The sequence below is a fragment of the Pseudomonas helleri genome (assembly GCF_009600315.1).
Taxonomy (GTDB): domain Bacteria; phylum Pseudomonadota; class Gammaproteobacteria; order Pseudomonadales; family Pseudomonadaceae; genus Aquipseudomonas; species Aquipseudomonas helleri_A.
In genome coordinates, this window is sequence record NZ_WIWC01000001.1 from 89,578 (window position 1) to 111,070 (window position 21,493).

At 56.9% G+C, this 21,493-nt stretch carries 22 protein-coding genes; 15 read left to right on the forward strand and 7 right to left on the reverse strand.

Annotated elements, in window-relative coordinates; translation table 11 throughout:
- Position 1: 1 nt before the first annotated feature.
- The 4 genes from GHN86_RS00425 to GHN86_RS00440 are packed head-to-tail and all read right to left on the reverse strand — an operon-like array spanning position 2 to position 3,311.
- Positions 2-421 carry a nuclear transport factor 2 family protein gene (locus GHN86_RS00425; protein ID WP_194286162.1) on the reverse strand — a complete coding sequence of 140 codons (420 nt, stop codon included), beginning with the start codon at positions 419-421 and terminating at the stop codon, positions 2-4.
- Positions 405-1,187 carry an SDR family oxidoreductase gene (locus GHN86_RS00430; protein WP_153377183.1) on the reverse strand — a complete coding sequence of 261 codons (783 nt, stop codon included), beginning with the start codon at positions 1,185-1,187 and terminating at the stop codon, positions 405-407. The genes GHN86_RS00425 and GHN86_RS00430 overlap by 17 nt, the downstream gene beginning before the upstream one ends.
- Before the next feature lie 32 nt (positions 1,188-1,219).
- Positions 1,220-2,563: a DUF3500 domain-containing protein gene (locus GHN86_RS00435; protein ID WP_153377184.1), complete on the reverse strand. Its 1,344-nt coding sequence runs from the start codon at positions 2,561-2,563 to the stop codon at positions 1,220-1,222.
- Between the two features lie 13 nt (positions 2,564-2,576).
- On the reverse strand, positions 2,577-3,311 hold the full coding sequence (locus GHN86_RS00440) for a dienelactone hydrolase family protein (protein ID WP_194286163.1): 735 nt from the start codon (positions 3,309-3,311) through the stop codon (positions 2,577-2,579).
- A gap of 153 nt (positions 3,312-3,464) precedes the next feature.
- Between GHN86_RS00440 and GHN86_RS00445 the strand changes: the two genes are divergently transcribed.
- Entirely contained in the window at positions 3,465-3,746 is a 282-nt protein-coding gene (locus GHN86_RS00445) for a hypothetical protein (RefSeq protein WP_153385946.1), read from the forward strand.
- Positions 3,747-3,812: 66 nt separating this feature from the next.
- On the opposite strand, the gene poxB is transcribed toward GHN86_RS00445, so the two are convergent.
- A complete protein-coding gene (gene poxB, locus GHN86_RS00450; RefSeq protein ID WP_153377195.1) occupies positions 3,813-5,534 on the reverse strand; it encodes a ubiquinone-dependent pyruvate dehydrogenase in 1,722 nt (573 codons plus the stop codon).
- Between the two features lie 270 nt (positions 5,535-5,804).
- On the opposite strand from poxB, the gene GHN86_RS00455 reads away from it, so the two are divergent.
- From GHN86_RS00455 to GHN86_RS00475, 5 genes are all read left to right on the forward strand, one after another.
- Positions 5,805-6,290 (forward strand): Hcp family type VI secretion system effector, encoded by a 486-nt coding sequence (locus tag GHN86_RS00455; RefSeq protein WP_153377196.1) that lies wholly within the window; start codon positions 5,805-5,807, stop codon positions 6,288-6,290.
- A complete protein-coding gene (locus tag GHN86_RS00460; protein ID WP_153377197.1) occupies positions 6,287-7,006 on the forward strand; it encodes a DUF4225 domain-containing protein in 720 nt (239 codons plus the stop codon). The genes GHN86_RS00455 and GHN86_RS00460 overlap by 4 nt, the downstream gene beginning before the upstream one ends.
- On the forward strand, positions 7,003-7,305 hold the full coding sequence (locus tag GHN86_RS00465; RefSeq protein ID WP_153385948.1) for a hypothetical protein: 303 nt from the start codon (positions 7,003-7,005) through the stop codon (positions 7,303-7,305). Before GHN86_RS00460 ends, GHN86_RS00465 begins: the two co-directional genes overlap by 4 nt.
- A 414-nt stretch (positions 7,306-7,719) precedes the next feature.
- Entirely contained in the window at positions 7,720-9,099 is a 1,380-nt protein-coding gene (locus tag GHN86_RS00470; protein WP_153377198.1) for a glutamine synthetase family protein, read from the forward strand.
- A gap of 105 nt (positions 9,100-9,204) precedes the next feature.
- Positions 9,205-9,852, forward strand: coding sequence for a class I SAM-dependent methyltransferase (locus GHN86_RS00475; protein ID WP_153377199.1), 648 nt, complete (start codon positions 9,205-9,207; stop codon positions 9,850-9,852).
- Here GHN86_RS00475 and ampC read toward each other — a convergent pair.
- On the reverse strand, positions 9,849-11,012 hold the full coding sequence (gene ampC / locus GHN86_RS00480; RefSeq protein WP_153377200.1) for a class C beta-lactamase: 1,164 nt from the start codon (positions 11,010-11,012) through the stop codon (positions 9,849-9,851). The two genes, GHN86_RS00475 and ampC, sit on opposite strands and share 4 nt — an antisense overlap.
- A gap of 280 nt (positions 11,013-11,292) precedes the next feature.
- On the opposite strand from ampC, the gene rnd reads away from it, so the two are divergent.
- The 3 genes from rnd to GHN86_RS00495 all read left to right on the forward strand — a co-directional run bounded on the left by rnd (position 11,293) and on the right by GHN86_RS00495 (position 13,774).
- Positions 11,293-12,426, forward strand: a complete 1,134-nt coding sequence (gene rnd, locus GHN86_RS00485) for a ribonuclease D (RefSeq protein WP_323369116.1) — start codon at positions 11,293-11,295, stop codon at positions 12,424-12,426.
- A complete protein-coding gene (locus GHN86_RS00490) occupies positions 12,423-12,716 on the forward strand; it encodes a YcgL domain-containing protein (protein WP_122784453.1) in 294 nt (97 codons plus the stop codon). The genes rnd and GHN86_RS00490 overlap by 4 nt, the downstream gene beginning before the upstream one ends.
- Before the next feature lie 125 nt (positions 12,717-12,841).
- Positions 12,842-13,774: a D-2-hydroxyacid dehydrogenase gene (locus GHN86_RS00495; RefSeq protein WP_153385950.1), complete on the forward strand. Its 933-nt coding sequence runs from the start codon at positions 12,842-12,844 to the stop codon at positions 13,772-13,774.
- Positions 13,775-13,906: 132 nt separating this feature from the next.
- Here GHN86_RS00495 and GHN86_RS00500 read toward each other — a convergent pair whose 3' ends face one another.
- On the reverse strand, positions 13,907-14,500 hold the full coding sequence (locus GHN86_RS00500; RefSeq protein ID WP_153377203.1) for a nitroreductase family protein: 594 nt from the start codon (positions 14,498-14,500) through the stop codon (positions 13,907-13,909).
- A gap of 156 nt (positions 14,501-14,656) precedes the next feature.
- Between GHN86_RS00500 and GHN86_RS00505 the strand changes: the two genes are divergently transcribed.
- The 6 genes from GHN86_RS00505 (at position 14,657) to kdpB (ending at position 21,476) form a co-directional block, all read left to right on the forward strand.
- The gene (locus GHN86_RS00505; RefSeq protein ID WP_122784456.1) at positions 14,657-15,106 is read left to right on the forward strand and encodes a YcgN family cysteine cluster protein; all 450 of its coding nucleotides are present in this window, start codon (positions 14,657-14,659) and stop codon (positions 15,104-15,106) included.
- 29 nt (positions 15,107-15,135) lie between these two features.
- The gene (locus GHN86_RS00510; protein WP_153377204.1) at positions 15,136-16,368 is read left to right on the forward strand and encodes a hypothetical protein; all 1,233 of its coding nucleotides are present in this window, start codon (positions 15,136-15,138) and stop codon (positions 16,366-16,368) included.
- Positions 16,369-16,474: 106 nt separating this feature from the next.
- On the forward strand, positions 16,475-17,479 hold the full coding sequence (locus GHN86_RS00515; protein WP_153377205.1) for an RHS repeat-associated core domain-containing protein: 1,005 nt from the start codon (positions 16,475-16,477) through the stop codon (positions 17,477-17,479).
- 121 nt (positions 17,480-17,600) lie between these two features.
- Positions 17,601-17,690 (forward strand): K(+)-transporting ATPase subunit F, encoded by a 90-nt coding sequence (kdpF, locus tag GHN86_RS00520; protein WP_146383808.1) that lies wholly within the window; start codon positions 17,601-17,603, stop codon positions 17,688-17,690.
- A gap of 8 nt (positions 17,691-17,698) precedes the next feature.
- Positions 17,699-19,393 carry a potassium-transporting ATPase subunit KdpA gene (gene kdpA, locus GHN86_RS00525; protein ID WP_153377206.1) on the forward strand — a complete coding sequence of 565 codons (1,695 nt, stop codon included), beginning with the start codon at positions 17,699-17,701 and terminating at the stop codon, positions 19,391-19,393.
- Between the two features lie 10 nt (positions 19,394-19,403).
- Positions 19,404-21,476 (forward strand): potassium-transporting ATPase subunit KdpB, encoded by a 2,073-nt coding sequence (gene kdpB / locus GHN86_RS00530; protein WP_397462680.1) that lies wholly within the window; start codon positions 19,404-19,406, stop codon positions 21,474-21,476.
- The last annotated feature ends 17 nt before the right edge of the window (positions 21,477-21,493 follow it).

Genomic DNA, 21,493 nt, shown 5'->3' on the forward strand with positions numbered 1-21,493 from the left:
GTCAGGATTCGCGGGTGACCGTGAGTTGGAAATGGAGGAACTTCCAGCCTTCCTGCGTGAGGTATACGACTTGGGTGACAAAACCGTGCATCTGCTCTTCTCCACCGTCGGCGCCGCGCAGGTGATTGATGATCGGGCCACTGAGCACCGCCAGAGCAGCTGTACCCTGAACGTGCAACGGGCCGCGTTCGATGGCGAGAAAGCCGCGCTTGCGGGCGATGTGGGCCAGTAACTGCGACTTGTCGTGAACTAGGCCTGTGCTGTGAACATGGATCAGCTCGTCGTCGAACAGGCTGTGCAGGGTGTCGAGATCCACGTCTACCAAGGCCTTTTGGCGCCGCCGTTCCAGCTCGAAAATGGCCTGAATCATCTCGGGGTTGCACAGACTCGCGTGGGTGCCGTTTTCAGATAAGGCCTTCATAGGAACCGCCGTCCAGTTGCAGGTTTTGTCCTGAGATGTAGCTGGCTTGATGGCTGCACAGGAAGGCGCAGGCATCGCCAAACTCTTCGGGGCGGCCAAGGCGTTTGGCGGCGATGGAGGAGGCGATTTGCTGGCGCGCTTGCTCGCGGCTGATGCCGTGTTCATGGATCAGGCGCTGGGCCATGAATTCCTGACGCGGCGTGTCGATTCGCTCCGGCAGCAGGTTGTTGAGGGTCACGTTGTCGGCGACCACTTCAAGGCTGATCGCTTTGCTGATGGCGGTCAGTGCCGTGCGCGCCGAAGTCGACAGGCCCATGATGTAGTGCGGGGATTTGACCATCGCCGAGGTGATATTGATGATGCGGCCGAAACCTCTGGCCCGCATGCCCGGAATATAGGCTCGCATCAATTGCACGGCCGCAATCATGTTCGCTTGCAGGGCGCCCAGCAGTGCATTTTCGTCCCAATCTTCGAGGCCACCGGGCGCGGGGCCGGCATTGTTGTTGACCAGAATATCCAGCTCGGGCAGGGCCGAGATAATACGCTGGCGGCCCTGCGTGGTGTTCAGGTCGGCCGCCAGTGTGGACACACGTGCGCCCGGCACTTCGTTGCGCAGTTGATCCGCCGCATGCGCCAACTTTTCGGCGTCGCGGCCGTTGAGCGTCACCGCCACGCCTTCGCGGGCGAGTGAGCGGGCGCAGGCAAAGCCCAGCCCTTGCGATGAGGCCGATACAAAGGCTTTTCGCCCCTTGATGCCTAAGTCCATACCGTATTCCTTCAATTCAGGGTGGGTGACGCTCAGTGCGTGTGGTCGTGGTCGTGGGGATGGCTGTGATCATGGTCTTGCGGGTGGTCGTGGCTGTGGCCATGACCGCCTGCCGCGTGCGCGGCCATGTGGGTCGAACCCTGGCGGTGTTCCTTGAGGTAATGCTGGCGCAGCAAATCCTTGCCGTAGTCATTGCCGTTGGGTGTGCGCACCACCGTGTGGATGTGGTACTTGGCCGGGGTGTCGTTGCTCAGCCAGACCCCGCAGTGGTGATCGAACTCGACCATCAGCAGCGGGCTGTGGACGCGGTAATAGAACGCATCGTCATCGCCGTGACCGCCGATCCAGCTGAACCAGGTACGTTCCAGCATCGACTCGACCTGACGCAGACGCGTGTCCCGCGGGCCTTGGGGCAAGTAGTCGATAAAGGCGTCAACAATCTTGAGCAATTGCGCCTGCTGGCCGGACGAGAATTGCGCAGCACACACCCCTTCATGCGGGATCACCCGGTTGTCTCTGTAGGCGGCGCCTTGCTGGCGCTCATCGGCAAAATGCCAGCGGCCTTCGGGCATTGCCGGGTCTTTGAGGTGCTTGAAGGTGGTGGCATGCGCTTGCAAGTGGGGGGGCAGGGACTGCATCAGTTGCAGGCCGAAACTCTCTTCGTTGTCGAATAACGAAAAGGCTCCGTGGGGGCCACGGTCAATGATGGTCGGCTCGGCCCCCATAAAGGTGGGTGAAATCACCATTTGCCCACCGATCATCATGCAGTTCAGGGCCAGATGATGGCCGTACAGGTTCCACCCCCAAGGCTCGGTGGCGGACGGGGTGCCGAACAGCAAAAAATGATAGCTCCACTCGTTCATGATGTTGCGCAGATCGTACAGCTCGCCCAAGTACAGGTTGGCAATGCGACAGCGCTCGGTCTTGAGATAACCCTCGGCGCTCATACTGGCGCGTACCAGGTTCATGACGGCTTCTCGGGCCTGGCTTGAGAGGTAATCGAGGCGCACGCCGTTGGCGTTCATCGGGAACTCGGGGTTGTACCAGTCGCGCCATTGATGCGCGTCGATCGGGTATTGCAGGGCCCGCCGTTCGCCTTCATTGAGCAGGGTCAACAACCTCTGTGCGGCGCTGATCGCAGGCACGGGATTGAAGCCTTCATCGGCGAGGTGAAACAGCCCCGGTTCGACCTCGCCATTTGAGGTAATGCCTGTATAGGGGTGCTGGTAAAGCGCCTGCCACGTATCAATCAGGGCGCGTGCCTTGTCCGAGGCGATAATCGGTTTGGCGTATTCGAACGGGTCCAGTCCCCGGGCATTGACCAGCCGGGGTGAGTCCAGTGCCAGCAGGTTGTCGCGAAAATTCTTGCTGCTCATGGCGTACCAGACCTCACTGCGGGTGCGGGATGACTTCGTTGAGAAAACGCTCTAGGGCGGCCCAGGCACGCTGGTCGCTTTGCGGGTGATACGCGATGACTTCAGGCCGGTTGGCGCGGTCAGAGTCGGGTCGGGTGAACCCGTGTTTGGTATGCCCGTACAGGTCGGTTTCCCAGTCAATGCCCGCGTCGTTCAGGCTGTTTTGCAGGGCCAGCAGGCGTGGCATGGCGGCCATGGGGTCTTCGAAGCCGGTCAGGATCAGGGCTTTGCTCGCAACCGGGGTGTGCGTCCAGGGTTCGCCCACCAGATCCAGGCCGCCATGAATGCTCACAGCGCCTTTTACGTCGCCGACCAGGCGAAGGTATTCAAGGGCGGATGCGCCACCGAAGCAGTAGCCGATGATGACCAGCCGCGAAGGGTCGACGCCCGGTTGCGCGGCCAGGGTTTCACGCGCGGCGTGCAGGCGATTCATCCAGGTTTTTCGGTCGCTGGCAAAGCGCCCGATCATCGGCCCGATCTCACTGTCGTCGCGCAGTTGCAGACCGTCGCCCCAGACATCGGCAGCCAGCGTGGCATAGCCGGCCTTGGCCAGACGTTCGGCAATGCCCTTGAAAAAATCACTGAGCCCAAACGCATCATGGATCAGCAAGACGCCGGGGCAATGACCTTGTGCGGGTTGGCAGAAATAGCCGACCAGTCGCGCCGTTTCGTCACCGTATTCAAGGGGGGTGCTGAGGATGTGTGTCACACGCAGTCTCCACTTTTTATTGTTGAAGGAACCTGTTTGCGTGCCAGAGGCATGCAGTGGCCACGATAGCGTGCGTATCAGAGCGCCCGAAGGCGCTTTCCGTCTGGTGGACATGAGTTGAGAGCGGGGGTGGGGCGGGGTTAAAAATGTTCGATGATGACCCGACGCGAGGCGCTCAAGCACTACGACACCCAGCGCCGCGAGACGGCTAACCGTGTAGTGCTGGCCAACCGTGGTGATGGCCCGGAAGTGGTGCGCCGTATTGTTGAAGAGCGCACCGCCGGGCAGCGCTTTGACGACATTGAGCAGGTGTTGCCTTATGCCGAAGCCGACGCCATTTTCAGTGAGTACCACCGACTGGCCGGCATGCAGCGGCCTCAACATGACGCGACACAAACCAGCCCGTTTGCGTCTGTGTTTATCCAGAGCGCGTAGTTCCGGGAAGGGAGGCGAGGCTGCCCAAGCGGGCAGCCTCGCTGTAGTTGCCTAAGCCCATGCCGATCAACGCCACAGATTGACCTTGGCCAAATCAATCAACTCCCGTGCCCGGCCATCCATGACGGTTTTAAGCATAAACAGACTGAAACCTTTGGCCTGCTCAAAGGTTTTGGTGGGCGGCATCACCAACTCCTGTCGGGCACTCACGACATCCACCAGCACCGGGCCGTCATGGCTGAAGGCCTCGCGCAACGCCCCTTCAAGCTGTGCCGGATGTTCGACCCGAATCCCCTTGACCCCCATCGCCTCAGCCATCGCTGCAAAGTTGGGGTTCTTAAGGTCGCAGCCCACATCGGGGAAGCCTGCTGCTTTCATTTCCATTTCAACAAACCCCAGTGTGCCGTTATTGAGCACGATCACCTTGACCGGCAAGCCGACCTGACTGAGGGTCAGAAAATCGCCCATCATCATGGTAAAACCGCCATCACCCGACATGGAAATGACTTGGCGGTACGGGAACGCCGCCTGTGCGCCAATCGCCTGCAACATCGCGTTGGCCATCGAGCCGTGGTTGAACGAACCGACCAGTCGCCGTTTGCCATTCATCTTCAAATAGCGGGCAGCCCAGGCGGTGGGCGTGCCGACATCACAGGTGAAAATCGCATCTTCGGTGGCCAGTTCGTTGACCAGCCGATTGAGGTATTGCGGGTGGATGATCGAACTGTCCGGGCCGCTCTCGGCCAGCGCGTCAAGGTCTTCGCGGGCGACTTTGTAGTCGTCGAGTGCTTTGTCCAAATGCTCGCGGTCGGGGTTCTGATTGACCTTGGGCAGCACGGCTTGCAGCGTCAGCTTGACGTCGCCAATCAGTCCCAGCTCCAGCGGGCAGCGGTTGCCCAGTGCTTCGGGGCGCAGGTCGATTTGCGCGATATAGCCGTGCTCCGGGTAAAACTGCCGATAGGGAAAATTGGTGCCGAGCATCAGCAACGTGTCACAGCTCATCATCGCTTTGTAACCCGAGGCGAAACCGATCAGCCCGGTCATGCCGACGTCGTAGGGGTTGTCGTACTCGACATGCTCTTTACCGCGTAAGGCATGCACGATGGGCGCGTTGAGGCGATCAGCCAGTGCCAGAATTTCAGTATGCGCACCTGCGCAACCTGCGCCGCAAAGCAGCGTGACCTTTTTGCCGTTGTTGAGAAACGACGCCAACTTGTCGATATCACTCAGGGTGGGGCAAATCAGCGGTTGAGTCGGGGTAATCCAGTTCGGCACTTTGGCTTCGGTGGCTTGCAGCGCAACGTCGCCGGGAATCACCACCACCGCCACGCCGCGCTTGGCGATGGCCACGCGCATGGCGCGTTCCAGAATTTGCGGTAACTGCTCGGCATGGGACACCAACTCGACGTAATGGCTGCACTCCTTGAACAGGCTTTCTGGGTGGGTGGCCTGAAAGTAATCGATGCCGATTTCGCTGCTGGGAATGTGCGCGGCCAAGGCCAGCACGGGTACGCCACTGCGGTGAGCGTCGAACAGGCCATTGATGAGGTGCAGGTTGCCCGGCCCGCAACTGCCGGCGCAGACCGCCAGCTCGCCAGTCAGATGCGCTTCGGCACCGGCGGCAAATGCTGCTGACTCTTCATTGCGCATATGAATCCATTCAATCTGCTGCTGGCGGCGCAGCGAATCTGTAAAGGCATTCAATGAATCGCCCACGACGCCAAATACGCGCTTTACCCCGGCTTGCTGCAAGGTTTCGGTGATGAAATCGGCAACCGTTCTGCTCATGGGGGAGGCTCCTTGAAGGTAGAAATCGGGTGGCTTGAGTCAGGTTAAAAACCGTTGCCAAGCAGGATAGACACTGCATGCGACCACGCCGGTTTTTAAAACGTTCGATGAAGATGTGTTCATGTCGAACCCACCATATCTGGAGCATGCGCCGAAGGGATCTGACAGAGCATTGGAAAAAGAGGGACGATTTATAAACAGAGAATTCCTACATAAAAGTAGTGAGTTATCCGCTAGCTTGCGCTCTTAAATCAGAGGGGGGAACAGCGAATGGCAAGTCACGGTTACATGAGTATTTCGGGTAAAAGCCAAGGTCTGATTTCGGCAGGTTGTTCAACTGCCGAGTCCATTGGCAATAAATGCCAAGCCGGGCATCGAGATGAAGTCATGGTGCTCTCCTTCAATCACACCCTGTTAAATCTGAGCAATATTGACCGAGCGACTCATCAACCCATCGCGATTGTTAAAAACATAGACAAGTCGACACCCTTGCTGGCGCAAGCCCTGACCAATAGAGAGATATTGGAGTGCAAGATCAACTTCTATCGAACCTCACCGATGGGCGTTCAGGAGCGTTTTTTTACCGTTGATATATCGGGGTGCATTTTGACGGAGCTGACGCTGGTCATGCCCCATGCCACGCTGGAAAACGATGCCGACATTCAAGAGGTCATGGCCCTGAGTTATCGCGAAATTTGCTGGATGCATCATATCGCCGGCACCAGTGGCTATAGCAGTTGGGATGAGGACAAATGAGGCCAGATAAAACGCAGCATTCATTGGCAGAAGATGAAGTCAGGGCGTTAGATCAGGCGGTGATTCTACTCAAGAATCAGGCCTGTACGGTAGGTATACAACGTATTAAAAATATATCCGTTCGCTTGCAATTCAATCGAGAAATAACCGAGTACACACGGGGTATTGTTCAGGACGTTTACAACGGAAAGAAAAGTACCGACCAGGGGCTTGACGCCATTAACAAACAACGCAATGCACTGGTGAAGCACACCTTAATGGACCAAACTTTTTTAGGTTTGGGCGTTGCGGCGGGAGGAATGCAAGTTGCCATGGGGGGAGGCATTTGTTATTTCTCGGCAGGTGCTTTGTGTTTAGGCATAGGGGCGCCACTGATGCTTCAGGGCGGGAATAATATTTATGAAAACGGTCGTAATCTTTTATCGGGCCGCTCCGATACACAAGGCCCCATCCGAAAGGTCTATCACTCCGTAGCCAAAGCAGTAGGAGGGACAGAACGCGAAGGTAATATTGCCTATGGCGTCGTTGACTTGGCAGGGTCTGTTTATGGTGCGGGAAGGTTGGTGTTAAAGCCTGATTCGTGGAGGTTGTTCAGGCATATTCGCACTGATTATCTTTATGGCTTTCAGAGATATACGGTTGGCGGTGCCGCAATTGGAAAGACCTCAGATGTAAATACATTGCAGACATTATTCGACTATTGGAGGGACGAATGAACAGCTATTTGTTTTATGTAGTCTTTGTTTTTTTTAGTTTGGTATGTTACTTCCCATCCTTTTGGGCAAGTTTTGCATGGTCCGGAGAGAATAATGGTGCGCTGAAGTTTTACGGGGTTGCGATGCTAAATATATTTTTTATATTTATACATGTCCTTCATGCGAAGAGCGGATATCTACCTATAATCGATAAAAATACAAGCTATGGGGCGCAGTGGTTCTCTTTATTTGTAGCGGTGGCGTATGTTTTTTCAATGCCTGGAGCAAAGAAAAAACACATGTGGTTCACACGCAGATAGCTTTGATTAGGCTGCTCACGTGAAAGTGGTTAAAAAGAATCATTGGTTATGTTTACCCAGAATGAACCTGAAGGTCGTAAATCCTGCATTTGATAAACCCTACAAATCGTGTGAGGCTGAGCGTCCCCAGTGCGGTGCGGTTGTGAGCATGGTTGTCATAAAGGCTGAGTATCCCAGTCCAGAATTGCCGCAGCCCCATGCGCTGTCCGTTGCAAGCTGCCTGCGTTTTCTTCTACCTGCCCATAATCTTTGCCCCCTCCCTTCGAAACTGGCCTTTTGGGCTCTGTTTCACTGTCGCCATGCCCGCCCGCCGGATACCCATCCATTGCGTTAGCTCTTGAACGTCTGCTGCCTCTGAGGTTGCAGTCACGGCGCGCCTTTGCGCCTTTCAGATACGAATTGATGAGTATTGCCATGAGTACCACCCCTGCGTTTGCTGCCCTGCAAGAAGCCCAGAATTTTCTGTCGGATAACCCTGATGTCGAAATGTTCGAACTGTTTATCCTCGACAACAACGGCGTGCCGCGTGGCAAGTTGTTGCACCGTGATGAATTGCTGGAAATCTATAAAAGCGGGCGGCCTTTGCCGAGCACGATTCTGGGGCTGAACATTAATGGCGATGATGTCGAAAACACCGGGTTGGTCTGGGACGTGGGCGATATTGACTGTCGCGCTTACCCCATCAGTGGCAGCTTGCAGCGCATGCCTTGGCGTTTGATTCCAACCGCAGCGGTGCAAGTCAGCATGCACCCGCAAGAAGGCATGCCGGCCACCGTCGCCGACCCTCGGCATCTATTGTCCAAAGTTATCGAGGGATTGCAGGCCGACGGCTATTACCCGGTGATGGCGGCTGAGCTGGAGTTTTATCTGCTGGATCGTCAGCGCGACAGCAATGGACGTCCGCAACCGGCACGCGATGTAGACGGTCAGCGGCCACGCGCCACTCAGGTGTATGGGCTGCGTGAACTGGAACAAATCGAACCGTTTTTGGCGGATCTGTACAGCGCCTGCAAGCTGCAAGGGATTCCAGCCCGCACGGCCATTTCTGAATACGCGCCGGGGCAGGTGGAAATCACCCTGGAACACCGCAACGACGCCCTGCAAGCGATGGATGAAGCCGTGCGTTACAAGCGTTTGGTTAAAGGCGTGGCGCATAAGCACGGCATGGTGGCTTGCTTCATGGCCAAGCCCTTTGATGATTTGGCGGGTACAGGCATGCACATGCACGTGAGTCTGGCCGATAAAGATGGCAATAACCTGTTCGCCAGTGAAGCGCCTGACGGCACGCCATTGTTGCGCCACGCGGTGGGCGGGATGCTCAGCACGCTGCTCGATTCATTGCTGATGTTTTGCCCGAATGCCAATTCCTATCGCCGTTTTCAGAGCAACAGCTATGCGCCGTTAGCCGCAACCTGGGGTGTCGATAACCGCACTGTGAGTTTACGTGTACCGGGTGGCCCAGCGTTTTCCAGGCATATCGAACACCGCATTTGTGGCGCGGATGCCAACCCTTATTTAGCAGCTGCTGCGATTTTGGCGGGTATCCATCGCGGTATCCGTGAAGAGCGGGATCCGGGTGCGCCGGTAGAAGGCAACGGGTATGCGCAGGCCAGCGAAAGGCTGCCAACCGACTGGTTGACGACCTTGCGGGCATTGGAAGCGTCGCAATGGGCAAAAGACGCTTTTGGCCCTGAGTTTCTGAAGGTTTATCTGGCGGTAAAAAATGCCGAGTATCGACAGTTCATGGGTCAAGTGGGGGAGCAGGATTGGCGTTGGTATTTGCATCAGGCGTAGGGGCTTGCAGCTGGATGTCGTGATCCCGTTCTTTGCTGACATTTTTTTCACTGGCCCATGTTTAACCTACTTGCAGAAGATCAATAAACCTACGAGTCAGCGGGCATGTCCACTCAGCCACCGTCCACCTTTGAGCTTGAATTCGCCGAGCGCTATGATCGCGAACATGCGCTGGTCTGCCGTGAAGTGCACCCGCAAGGGTTCGCCCGACGGTGGACCGCGTGGCGCGAAAATCAATTGGTACGTCGAGCCCTCAAGGTCGCCGGTGAGCCAGGTCTGGTATTGGATATTGCGTGCGGCGCGGGGCGCTTCTGGCCTGTTCTGGCGGAGCACGGCAATCGAGTGATTCTGGCTGCCGACTCTTCCCAGAGTATGCTCGACCATGCACAAACGCATCACCCCGCGAGTTTGCTGGCGCGTATCAAGCTGTTTAAAAGTGCGGTGTTTTCCATTGATATGCCCGCTAATGCTGTAGACAGCATTTTCTGCATGCAGCTGTTTCACCACGTACACAACGCTGAGCATCGTCTTGCAATCCTGCGCGAATTACACCGCGTGAGCCGCGATAGTCTCATCGTGTCGCTGTGCGTGGGGCGTGCGTTGGAACTGCCCAATGATCCGCCACGGATTGTTGTGCGCAAGGACGATGTGGAAATGCAATTTGCCACAGCAGGCTTCAGCATCCTCAAACAGTACGATGTGCTGCCCGGCCGCAAGCTGGGCAGCATTTATGTTCTGCGCAAGGGCGCTTAGTTCATGGCGTTGAAGATTTTGTACGCCAGTTCGATGCGTTCACTGTTGGGGTAGTTTTTGTTGGCCAGAATCACCACGGCCTGCTTTTTTACCGGGATCAAGGCGATGTAGCCACCAAAGCCCGCGGTTGAACCGGTTTTATTCATCCAAACAGCCTTTTGTGGCGCCAACGGTGGGGTTAAGGCCAGCGCGCCATTATTCTCGTAGGCCATTTTGTTGGAGTTGCCCGTCAGCAGGTTTTTCAGCGTGACCGGGACTGGGTATTGCTCCCAAATCAAATCCTGAGTCATTGGCCCTACCTGAAAGTAGCCGGTATGGGTCTGCGCAATAGCACGCTGGATCCGGGTCTGGGGTTTGTCCGGCCCGATGTTCAGCTCGGCAAAATGAATCAAGTCGCGCACGCTGGTTTTTACGCCATAAGCTTCATTGGCCAGTACGCCGGGGTTGACCCTTACCGGTTGGTTTTCGGCGTTGTAGCCCTGTGCATACAGCGACATTTTGTCCGCGGGAACCTGCAAGTAACTACTGTTCAGACCCAATGCCGGAAACAGGGTGTTCTCCATCACCGACACAAATGGCTGGCTCATGCTTTTGGCTGCAATCATGCCCAGCATGCCAATGCTGGGGTTGGCATAGCTGCGTTGTGTGCCGGAAGGGTAAATGGGCTTCCAGGCTTTGAGGTAATCCATCAATTGCTGCTCGTTTTGCACGCTCTCGGGTACTTGCAAAGGGAACCCGCCCGCCGTGTGAGTGGCCAAGTGCATGAGGGGGATTTTGCCGAAGGCAGTGCCTTGTAGTTCAGGCAGGTATTTATCGACGGGGTCCGTCAGGGAAAGCTGGCCACCAGCCTGTGCAAAGGTGGCCAAAGTGGCCGTTAACAACTTGCTGATCGAGCCGACTTCAAACAATGTGTCGGGCGAAACGGGTGCTTGGGTGGCTTTGGAGGCCACACCGAAACTGTAGAATTGCTGCGTGCCGTTATGGCTGACCGCAATGGCAAGACCGCTAATGTCGTGAGCTTTCATGACCTCGGTGGCGGCTTGTTGCACGACGCTGTCCAACGTTGCCGGAATAGCGCTTTTAGCCATGGCTGCACCGGTGAATACGCTGAGGCCAATCAGTGAGAGGGCGGCAAGAGACATTTTTTTGGGTGAAAACATTCAGTTCATCCTCTTGTTTGTCGTTCAGTCGTGCTGCGCTTCCAGTACGAGCTGATGGATATAGTCCCGTCATTAGTCAACGCGTGAAGTATGTAAGCCGTTTACTCTTGCGCCGACTCGCGATGACTCAGGTTCGGGAAACTGACCTATAAAAATAAAAAAAGCACGCAGGTCATTACTTTTAATTCTGTAGGTGTTTTCGTCGTTTAGATTGCCAGTCATTACCCGATAAGGTCTGGCGGCGATATATACTGCGCGCCATTCTTCAAGGGAGAGCCGTGTGGGCATCGATATTCACTGGATTCGCGACAACGATAGCCTCGGCCAGCATTGCGCCAAATGGCAACATTTGCCATATGTAGCCCTCGACACCGAATTTATGCGGGTCGATACCTTTTATCCGATTGCCGGTCTTATCCAGATTGGTGACGGCGAGCGGGCTTACCTGATCGACCCCCTGACCATCGACAATTGGCAGCCTCTGGCCGCCCTGTTGGAGAACACGTCAGTGGTCAAAGTGCTGCACGCTTGCAGCGAAGACCTCGAAGTGCTCTTGCGCCTCACGGGCAGTTTGCCGGTGCCGTTATTCGACACCCAGTTGGCAGCGGCTTACCTCAATCTCGGTTTTTCCATGGGGTATTCGCGTCTGGTCAAAGAGGTTCTGGATCTCGACCTGCCCAAAGGTGAAACCCGATCTGACTGGCTGCAACGCCCGCTGTCGGACACCCAGATCAGCTACGCCGCCGAAGATGCCCTGCATCTGGCCGAAGTGTATGTGCTGTTACGTCCGCGTCTGTCGGATGAAAAGTACGCCTGGGTGCTTGAGGATGGTGCAGAGCTGGTGGCCAATCTGCGCCGCGAAGTAGACCCTTATGAGGTTTACCGTGAGGCCAAGCTGGCCTGGAAACTGTCACGGGATCAGTTGGCGGTGTTGCGTGAGCTTTGTGCCTGGCGCGAAAAAGAAGCCCGTGCCCGCGACCTGCCTCGTAATCGAGTGGTACGCGAACATGCCTTGTGGCCTTTAGCCAAAACCCAACCCGATAATCTGGTGTCGCTGGCGCGTATTGAAGACATGCACCCGCGTACCGTGCGTCAGGATGGCGAGTTTTTATTGGACTTGATCAAGCGTGCTGGCAGTCTACCGCCCGAGCAATGGCCTCCCGCTGTACCTGAACCGTTGCCGGTTGAGGCTGCACTGTTGATCAAACGCTTGCGCGCTGTTGGCCAGGAATTGGCCGAGCGTCTCAATATTGCGCCAGAGCTGATGCTGCGCAAAAAAACCCTGGAAGCACTGGTAAAAAGTGGCTTTCCCAATGGGCCTTATCAATTGCCGGACTCACTGCGTGGATGGCGCCGTGAGCTGATGGGGCAGGCATTGCTAGATTGCCTGTCCTGCGCTGGAGAACCGTCTTGAAACGTATCTGTTCGATTTATCGCAGCACCAAACGCAACGAAATGTATTTGTACGTGCTCAAGGCCGATGCCCTGGAGCGCGTCCCTGAAACGCTGATGCTGGCCTTTGGCAAACCGGTCCACGCGTTTGATCTGGTATTGACGCCTGAGCGCAAACTGTCGCGTGAGGACATTACCAAGGTTCTCGACAATTTGGAGACTCAGGGTTACCACCTGCAAATGCCCCCTGCCGAAGATGAATACATCGAGCACCTGCCCGAAGAACTGTTGCGTCGCAACGACCCGATGTAATGACGGCATCAGGTGCCCGGACCCGGGTGCCTGTCTCCAACAGACTGGATTGATTGGCGGTGGCCAAACGTAACGGGGCAAACCCGGGCGATGGGCGCTGACAGTGTTTTATTAAGGTTAGAAACATGCGCGTTCTGATTGCCGAGCACGATTACTCCCTCTACGCCCAACTCCTCCAGCAAGCCGCTCCACACCTGGATATACAGACCAGTGGCGATTCGGCTCAATTGGCTCAACTGGCCGCTGATTGCCCGGTGTGGCTCGGACAACCCGATTTATTGGCGACCCTGTTGCGCCAAGGGCATACGCCGCAATGGCTGCAATCGACCTGGGCCGGGATCACGCCCTTGCTGGCACCAGGCTTGGTGCGTGACTATCGTCTGAGCCGGGCGGTGGGTATTTTCGGCCAGGTCATGGCCGAGTATGTGTTGACCTACATGCTGGGGCACGAACGCGAAGTGATGGCGCGTTTGGTCAGTCAAGTCGAGCGAAAGTGGGACAATCGAACGGGACAAAGTCTGGTGGGCCGCAAGGTGCTGATTGTCGGTGCAGGTGACATCGGTCAGACCGTAGCGCAGTTCCTGCTGCCGTTCGGGGTTGAGTTGTATGCCGTCGCCAGCAGCGTGCGTGAACAGGCGCCGTTTAAAGAGGTGACGACCCTGAGTGAATTGCCACGACTGGTCGGGCAGATGGACTACGTCATCAATCTGTTGCCTAACACGCCGGACACCCATGACTTGTACGATGCCGAGCTCTTTGCGTTGTTCAACCCCAACGGCGTGTTTATGAACGTTGGGCGGGGTGTAGCGGTGGTGGATGCCGACCTGGTTGAAGCGTTACGTCAGGGCCATCTGGCCGGTGCAATCATTGATGTGTGCCGTCAGGAACCGTTACCGGCCAAGCATCCCTTCTGGACCGCCTGGGGCTTGCTGTTGACCGGGCACAGCTCGGCGCCGACATCGCCGCAGATGATGGTGCAACTGTTTGTCGACAACTTGCGGGCGTTTCAAGCCGGTGAAACCACCTACGGCGAAGTGGATTTCGAACGCGGTTATTGAGCGCAAACCTGTAGGAGCTGACGAGGAACGAGGCTGCGATCGGCTGCGCAGCGGCCGCTTTACGACAGCTTCGCTGCCGATCGCAGCCTCGTTCCTCGTCAGCTACTACCCAAATTAGGCTCAGTCAGGGGTTTACAAGCTGAAATCACCCTCAGCGACCAATGTGCTTAACGGTTCGCGCTGGCTGGGCACTTCCTTGGCTTGCAGGTAATCCACCAAGCTTGCCTTGTCACCCCGTTTGCCAATGGCAACCATGGCCTGGACCGCATAACCTTCAGGAATTTTCAGCTCCTGGCGGGCACGTTCATAATCCAGGCCGCTCATGCCGTGGGTGTGCCAGCCGCTCAAGTGTGCTTGCAGCGCCAGATGACCCCAGGCAGCGCCTGTGTCGAAGGCATGGGTCGGCGCCGGTTTTTCCTCGGTCGTACCCGGTGCCGCAAACGTGGTTTTCGACACAATGACCACCAGCGCGGCAGCCTGTTTGGCCCACCCCTGATTGAATTCAACCAGCAAACTCAAGTAACGGTCGAACTCGGGTGTGCCGCGCAGCGCGTACAAAAAGCGCCAGGGCTGGGCGTTGTAGGCAGAAGGTGCCCAGCGGGCGGCCTCGAAAAAGCTCATTAAAGTGGCTTTATCAATGGTTTCGTCGGTAAAGGCGCGGGGCGACCAACGTTGAGTAAATTGCTCATCAATCTGGTGTTCGGCAATGCGGTTGGACGCTGGCATTCGTGTTTCCCGAGTGTGTAAGTGAGGGTACAAAGCTACTGTCAGGCCCCCATTGTGACAAGTGCTGTTACACCGTCAGTCACTAGCGCTTGGCCCGCGAGGCCTTGGGCACTAGACTGGCGGCCTTTTCCACTCCCTGATGTTGATGTTTGAGCCATGGCCGCAAAAGTTGAACCGTTCTGGATCCGCAAAACCCTCGATCAACTCGATCAAGAGGAATGGGAGTCGCTGTGCGACGGCTGCGGGCTGTGCTGCTTGCAAAAACTCGAAGATGAGGAAGACAACAGCGTCTACTACACGCGCATCGCCTGCAAACTGCTCGACCTGAAAACCTGCCAGTGCACCGATTACCCCAAGCGTCGGGATACGGTCCCCGATTGCATTCAGTTGTCGCCGGGCAAGGCCGAATCGTTCAAGTGGCTACCACCTACGTGTGGTTACCGATTGGTCAGCGAGCGCAAAGATCTGCCGCTGTGGCACCACCTGGTTTGCGGCGACCCTGATGCCGTGCATCACGAGCGTATTTCTCAATCAGGGCGCATGCTCGCCGAAGGCAGCGTGGCGGAAGAGGACTGGGAAGATCATCTGATTTTCCGCGCCGGTTAAGTGCCGGAGCGGTAGCCGAAGGAGTGTGTATGCCGCTGCGTTACCAATTACCCCTGGGCTTGGCACTGGTGATGGTCAGCAGTCTGTTGTGGGCCGCCAAAAAGGTTGATCTGGACTATCACGTGCGCCTGTTGCCGCAAAGCAATCAGGCGCAGGTGCGTTTGACGTTGGCCGACGGCACTGCGGTGCGCAGTCTGGATTTCGATTTGGGCGCACCCGGCAGCTATAGCGACTTTAAAGCGGACGGCCAATGGCAACTGAGCCCGGACGCTACCCATAGCCGTGGCCTCTGGCACCCGACACCGGGCAAGGCCAGTCTTTCCTACCGTGTGCGCTTGAATCAGTTACGTAAAAACGGCAGCTTCGAGACGCTGATTACGCCGCAGTGGGCATTGTTTCGGGGCGAACAACTGGTGCCGCCAGCTGCGCTGGATCAGCAGGACGGCACAGAGTTGGTGTCGCGTCTGGAGTTTGAGTTGCCGGACGGCTGGAAGAGTGTCGAAACTGCGTGGCCGCGCATCGGCAAAAACCGCTTTCGCATCGATGACGTGTCGCGTTTATTCGACAGGCCCACGGGCTGGATGTTGGCTGGCACGCTGGGCAGCCGCCGCACCACGCTGGGTGAAACCGAAGTCACGGTGGCCGCTCCAAAAGGACAAGGCATGCGCCGTATGGATGTGTTGACCTTGTTGACGTTCGTCTGGCCACAGCTTCAAGCCGTGTTCCCGCGCAATCCCGCCAAGTTATTGATTGTGGGGGCCGCGAGCCCGATGTCGAAAGGCAGTTTGGCGGCAAACAACTCGATCTATCTGTACAGTGGCCTGCCATTGGTCAGTGAGAGCGGCAGCAGTCCATTATTGCGTGAAGTGGTTCAGGTGTTCAGCGCCATCAATGACGAGCCGGGGCACGCATGGATTGGCGAAGGCTTGAGCGAGTACTACGCCATAGAACTGATGCGCCGTGCCGGTGGTATGAGCGATGAGCGTTATCAGGCGTTGCAAGTCAGGCTTAATACCGTCGGCAAGGGTGTGACCCGTCTTCGTGGCCAGCAGGTAAGCCCGGCAATGGTGGCGAGAGCGGTCACATTAATGCAGGCCCTGGACCGCGAAATTCGTTTGCAAACCCACAATAAACGTTCGCTTGATGACGTCAGTCAGGCGCTGATGCGCATGGACAAGGTCAACACAGCATCCTTTATCCAGTTGAGCGAAAGTGTCTTGGGTGCGGAATCTGAAGTACTGGATACGCCGCTTTTGCATTAATCCTGAGAGGGCGGGTGGCAACAGAAAAAGCTGCCCGTCAACTTTGTCAGCTAGGAGGGCAGCACGTATTTACCCAGACTGAGGGGCCTATACCGGAGCTTCTTCTATGTCTGCGTCAAAAAATACAGAGCTGTATGAATACCGATTTGATCCGCTGGATCGATGGGTCGGCTCATCCTCGGTCGATCGAGGGACAACGAAGCGCTTTAATCAGCGCAATCAGGTCGCCACTGAAATGAATGACCGTGGTCAAACCTGTGTTGTGCGGTGCGTTCACCAGTTATTGGCCCAACATTGTCCTGATGGCTCAACCTTGTTACTGGCCACCGATCGGCAAGGCTCAGTCATGAGTGATTGGAGCATCCACTTATACGTCTCCAAGGGTTATACCCCGTATGGGTATCTTCATGACTCAAACGTCCAGAGCAGTCTGCTGGGCTATAACAGCGAGTGGCGAGACGCGTTAACCGGGTACTACTTGTTGGGCAATGGTTCGCGTGTCTATAACCCTGTATTAATGCGCTTTTGTAGTCCCGACATCTTGAGTCCGTTCGGCGCGGGAGGGGTCAATGCTTACGCCTACTGCTCAGGAGACCCGCTCAATTGGCAAGACCCCAGCGGCCATGTTCGCCTGCCTGTGAAACTGACTTCTCTGCTGGCTTTATTTTCTGCGGCAAATCCAGAGCAGATGCCAAAGGCTGTCGCCAAAGCGAAAGAGACCGTTACTCTGGCGTCTCAAGCGCTTGTCGGGAGTAATAATGTTCCGGATTACACGTCGCCAGGGCGGCAGATCATTCGCAATGCAACTTCAAAACAGCCATTGACTCAGACTTTTTCGCGCGCCTTGTCTCTGGTCAACCACAATCTGGCCAGTCATGGCATCCCTCTGGATCGCGCTGCTGGTTCGCATTACGGCGCTCTTGTGAAGTCAGTTGAGCGTGGAGAAATTCACAATTCGACTGCTCACTTCAAAGCGGCCCATCATTGGATGACGAAAACGTTTGGCCCTGAAAGGGTCGTCGGCGTCACCTTCAATGTAGGCGGTGGGTTCCTGGCGGGTGCCCACGATGCCAAAGCGGTAAAGACAGGTAATGCCATACGCGGACTCTGACGTCCCTGGAGTGTTTTTACGCTTTCTTTACGGCCCTGTTCCTGCACGATCTCGATTCTTTACACCCTCACTCCTCACACTCTCCCTACACGCGGCGCATGCCGTTCCGGGGAGAGTTGTCATGGGTGTATTGGATGGAGTGTCACTGCTGCTGGCCCTCGGGCTGTTCGTTTATCTGCTGGTTGCGCTGTTGCGCGCAGATCGGAACTAGGAGCGGGTATGCACAGTTATGACTATGCGTTGGTGCTGGCCTTTTTGGCGCTGGTACTGGTGCCCGCACCCTGGTTGGGCCGTTTTTATTACAAGGTTATGGAAGGTCAGCGGACATGGCTCACGCCTGTCGTGGGGCCTGTCGAGAAGCTCTGTTATCGGGTAGCGGGCGTTGACCCGAGCAATGAGCAAAGCTGGCGCACTTATGCCCTGGCATTGCTGATGTTCAATCTAGTGGGTTTTTTGCTGTTGTTCTCGGTGCTGGTATTTCAGCAATACCTGCCGCTCAACCCTCAGCAATTACCAGGGCAGGAATGGACTCAAGCCTTCAACACGGCGGTGAGTTTTGTCACCAACACGAACTGGCAAAGTTACAGCGGCGAAGCCTCGCTGAGTTACCTCAGCCAGATGATCGGCCTGACGGTGCAAAATTTTGTCAGTGCCGCCACCGGTCTGGCGGTGCTGGTCGCCCTGTGTCGCGGTATCAGCCGTCGCTCGGCCAGCACGCTGGGCAACTTCTGGGCTGACATGACCCGCGCGACGTTGTATGGCCTGCTGCCGCTGTGTCTGCTGTTGGCCCTGTTTCTGGTGTGGCAGGGGGTACCACAAACCTTCGCCCATTACGTCAATGCCGTGACGATGCAGGGCGCCGATCAGGTGATCCCGCTAGGGCCAGCGGCCAGTCAAATTGCCATCAAGCAATTGGGCACCAATGGTGGTGGTTTCTTTGGCGTCAACTCGGCCCACCCCTTTGAGAACCCGACTGCGTGGAGCAACTTGTTCGAGCTGGCGTCAATCATTCTGATCCCGGTTGCGCTGGTGTTTACCTTCGGCCATTACGTCAAGGATCTGCGTCAGAGCCGGGCCATTATCGCCTGTATGTTGGCGCTGTTTCTGATCGGTGGCGGCACCGCGTTGTATGCCGAATATCAACCCAATCCCGCGCTCAACAGCCCGCAGGTGGAACAAAGCGCACCGCTGGAAGGCAAGGAAGTACGCTTTGGCACCACCGGGACGGTGTTGTGGACTGAAACCACTACCGCGGCGTCCAACGGTTCGGTGAACGGCATGCACGACAGCCTTAACCCGCTGAGCGGGATGGTTGCGCTGGTCAATATGATGGTCGGTGAAGTGATCTTCGGGGGGGTGGGTGCGGGGCTTTACGGGATGTTGCTGAACGTCCTTATTGCCGTCTTTCTGGCCGGTTTGATGATTGGTCGAACCCCGCAATACCTCGGAAAAAAACTTCAGGCCAAGGAGGTCCAGTGGCTGGTGATCACGCTGCTGGTGATGCCGGTCGGGGTATTGGTTCTGGGTGCAGTGGCGGCTGTTTTGCCCGGTGCTGTGGCCTCGGTCAGTAACCCCGGCCCTCATGGCTTTAGCCAGATTCTTTACGCCTTTACCTCGGCCAGTGCCAACAACGGTTCAGCCTTTGCCGGGCTCAATGCGAATACGCCGTTTTATAACCTGATGTTGGGTGTGGGCATGCTGATTGGGCGCTTCGGCTACATCCTTCCCGTGCTGGCGTTAGCGGGCAGCCTGGCGCTGAAGAAAACAGCCCCCATTGACCAGAACAGTTTTCCGACCCATGGCCCGCTGTTTGTGGCGCTGTTAACCATGACCATTCTGCTGGTGGGCGGCCTGACGTTCTTGCCGACTCTGGCCCTTGGCCCCATCGCTGAACAACTGACTCAGGGTTTCTAAGGACACGATGATGAATATGCCTGCTCATGGTTCAAAGATTTCGCCCGTGCCTGAAGCCCATCCTCATGAGTCACCCAAGACAGCGTTTGCTGACCTGTGGCGACCGGCCTTGTGGCAAGCGTTCGTCAAGCTCGACCCGCGCCAGCTGAAGCGATCGCCGGTGATGCTGGTGGTGGAGTTGACGGCCATTTTCACCACCATACTGTGCCTGCTGCCTGATCCGGCGGTGCCCACTGCGGTGGCGGTGCAAATCGCTCTGTGGCTGTGGTTTACCGTGTTGTTCGCCAACTTTGCCGAAGCCTTGGCGGAAGGCCGTGGCAAGGCTCGCGCTGATAGCCTCAAGGCCGGCAGCGTCGGCTTGAGCGCAAGGCGCAGGACCAGCACCGGCAGTTTTGAGGTTGTCCCCGCCACGCGTCTGCGCAAAGGCGATGTGGTGCGCGTCGAAGCGGGCGAAATGATCCCCGGCGATGGCGAAGTGATAGAAGGGATCGCGGCCGTCAACGAAGCTGCCATTACCGGCGAGTCGGCGCCGGTGATTCGAGAGTCGGGTGGGGACCGCTCGGCGGTCACCGGCAACACCCGGCTGGTGTCGGACTGGTTGCTGGTGCGGATTAGCGCCAATCCCGGCGAGTCGACCCTGGATCGCATGATTGCACTGGTCGAAGGCGCCAAGCGGCAGAAAACCCCCAACGAAGTAGCGCTGGATATTCTGCTGATCGGTCTGACCCTGATCTTTCTGATTGTTGTCGTGACCTTGCAGCCCTTTGCCTACTTTGCCGGTGGCAGCTTGCCGCTGGTGTTTCTGGTGGCGCTGTTGGTGACACTGATTCCAACCACCATTGGCGGTTTACTGTCAGCCATCGGCATCGCGGGCATGGACCGACTGGTGCGACTGAATGTGATTGCCAAATCCGGCCGTGCGGTTGAGGCAGCAGGCGATGTGCATGTGCTGATGCTGGATAAAACCGGCACTATCACGTTTGGTAATCGCCGTTGTACGGCGTTGTATGCCTCTCCCGGCGTGACCGCCAAAGAGCTGGCAGAAGGGGCTTTACTGGCGTCGTTGGCGGATGAAACGGCTGAAGGCAAGTCTATCGTCGAGTTTGTTCGCGGCCTGCACACCTTGCCGGAACCTGACGCAGCAGATTTTAGTGCCGTGCCTTTTACCGCTGAAACTCGCTTGTCGGGTATCGACTGCCAGGGGCGGGTGTACCGCAAGGGCGCAGTGGACTCAGTGTTGGCCTTCGTAGGCTTGGCCCGCAACGAAGTACTGCCCGCCCTGTCGCGCGAAATCGACACCATCGCTCAAAGTGGCGGTACGCCTTTGCTGGTATGCGCGCAGGGCAAGTTGCTGGGGGCGATCCATCTCAAGGACGTGGTCAAGCCGGGGATACGTCAGCGCTTTGCCGAACTGCGCACTCTGGGCATTCGCACGGTGATGGTGACGGGCGACAACCCGCTGACGGCCGCAGCCATTGCGGCCGAGGCGGGGGTCGATGACGTATTGGCTGAGGCGACACCAGAGAAAAAGCTGGCGCGTATTCGCCACGAGCAACATGACGGGCGACTGGTGGCGATGTGCGGTGATGGCGCCAACGACGCACCGGCTCTGGCTCAAGCGGACGTCGGCATGGCGATGAACGACGGCACGCAAGCAGCACGCGAAGCCGCCAACATGGTCGACCTCGACAGTGACCCGACCAAACTGCTGGACGTGGTGCAGATCGGTAAAGAGCTGTTGGTGACACGCGGCGCGCTGACCACGTTCTCCATCGCCAATGACGTGGCCAAATACTTCGCGATTCTGCCGGCGCTGTTCGCTTCTATCTACCCACAACTGGGCGTGCTTAACGTGATGCACCTGCACAGCCCGCAGAGCGCCATCCTGTCGGCCATTGTGTTTAACGCGCTGATCATTGTGGTGCTGATACCGCTGGCGCTGCGAGGGGTGAGGGTGCAGGCGGCCAATGCGGCGCAACTGCTGCGACGCAACCTGTTGATCTATGGCGTGGGCGGACTGGTGGTGCCTTTTATTGGCATCAAACTGATCGACATGCTGCTCACTGCACTGCATTTGGTTTAGGTTCAGGAGAAACAATC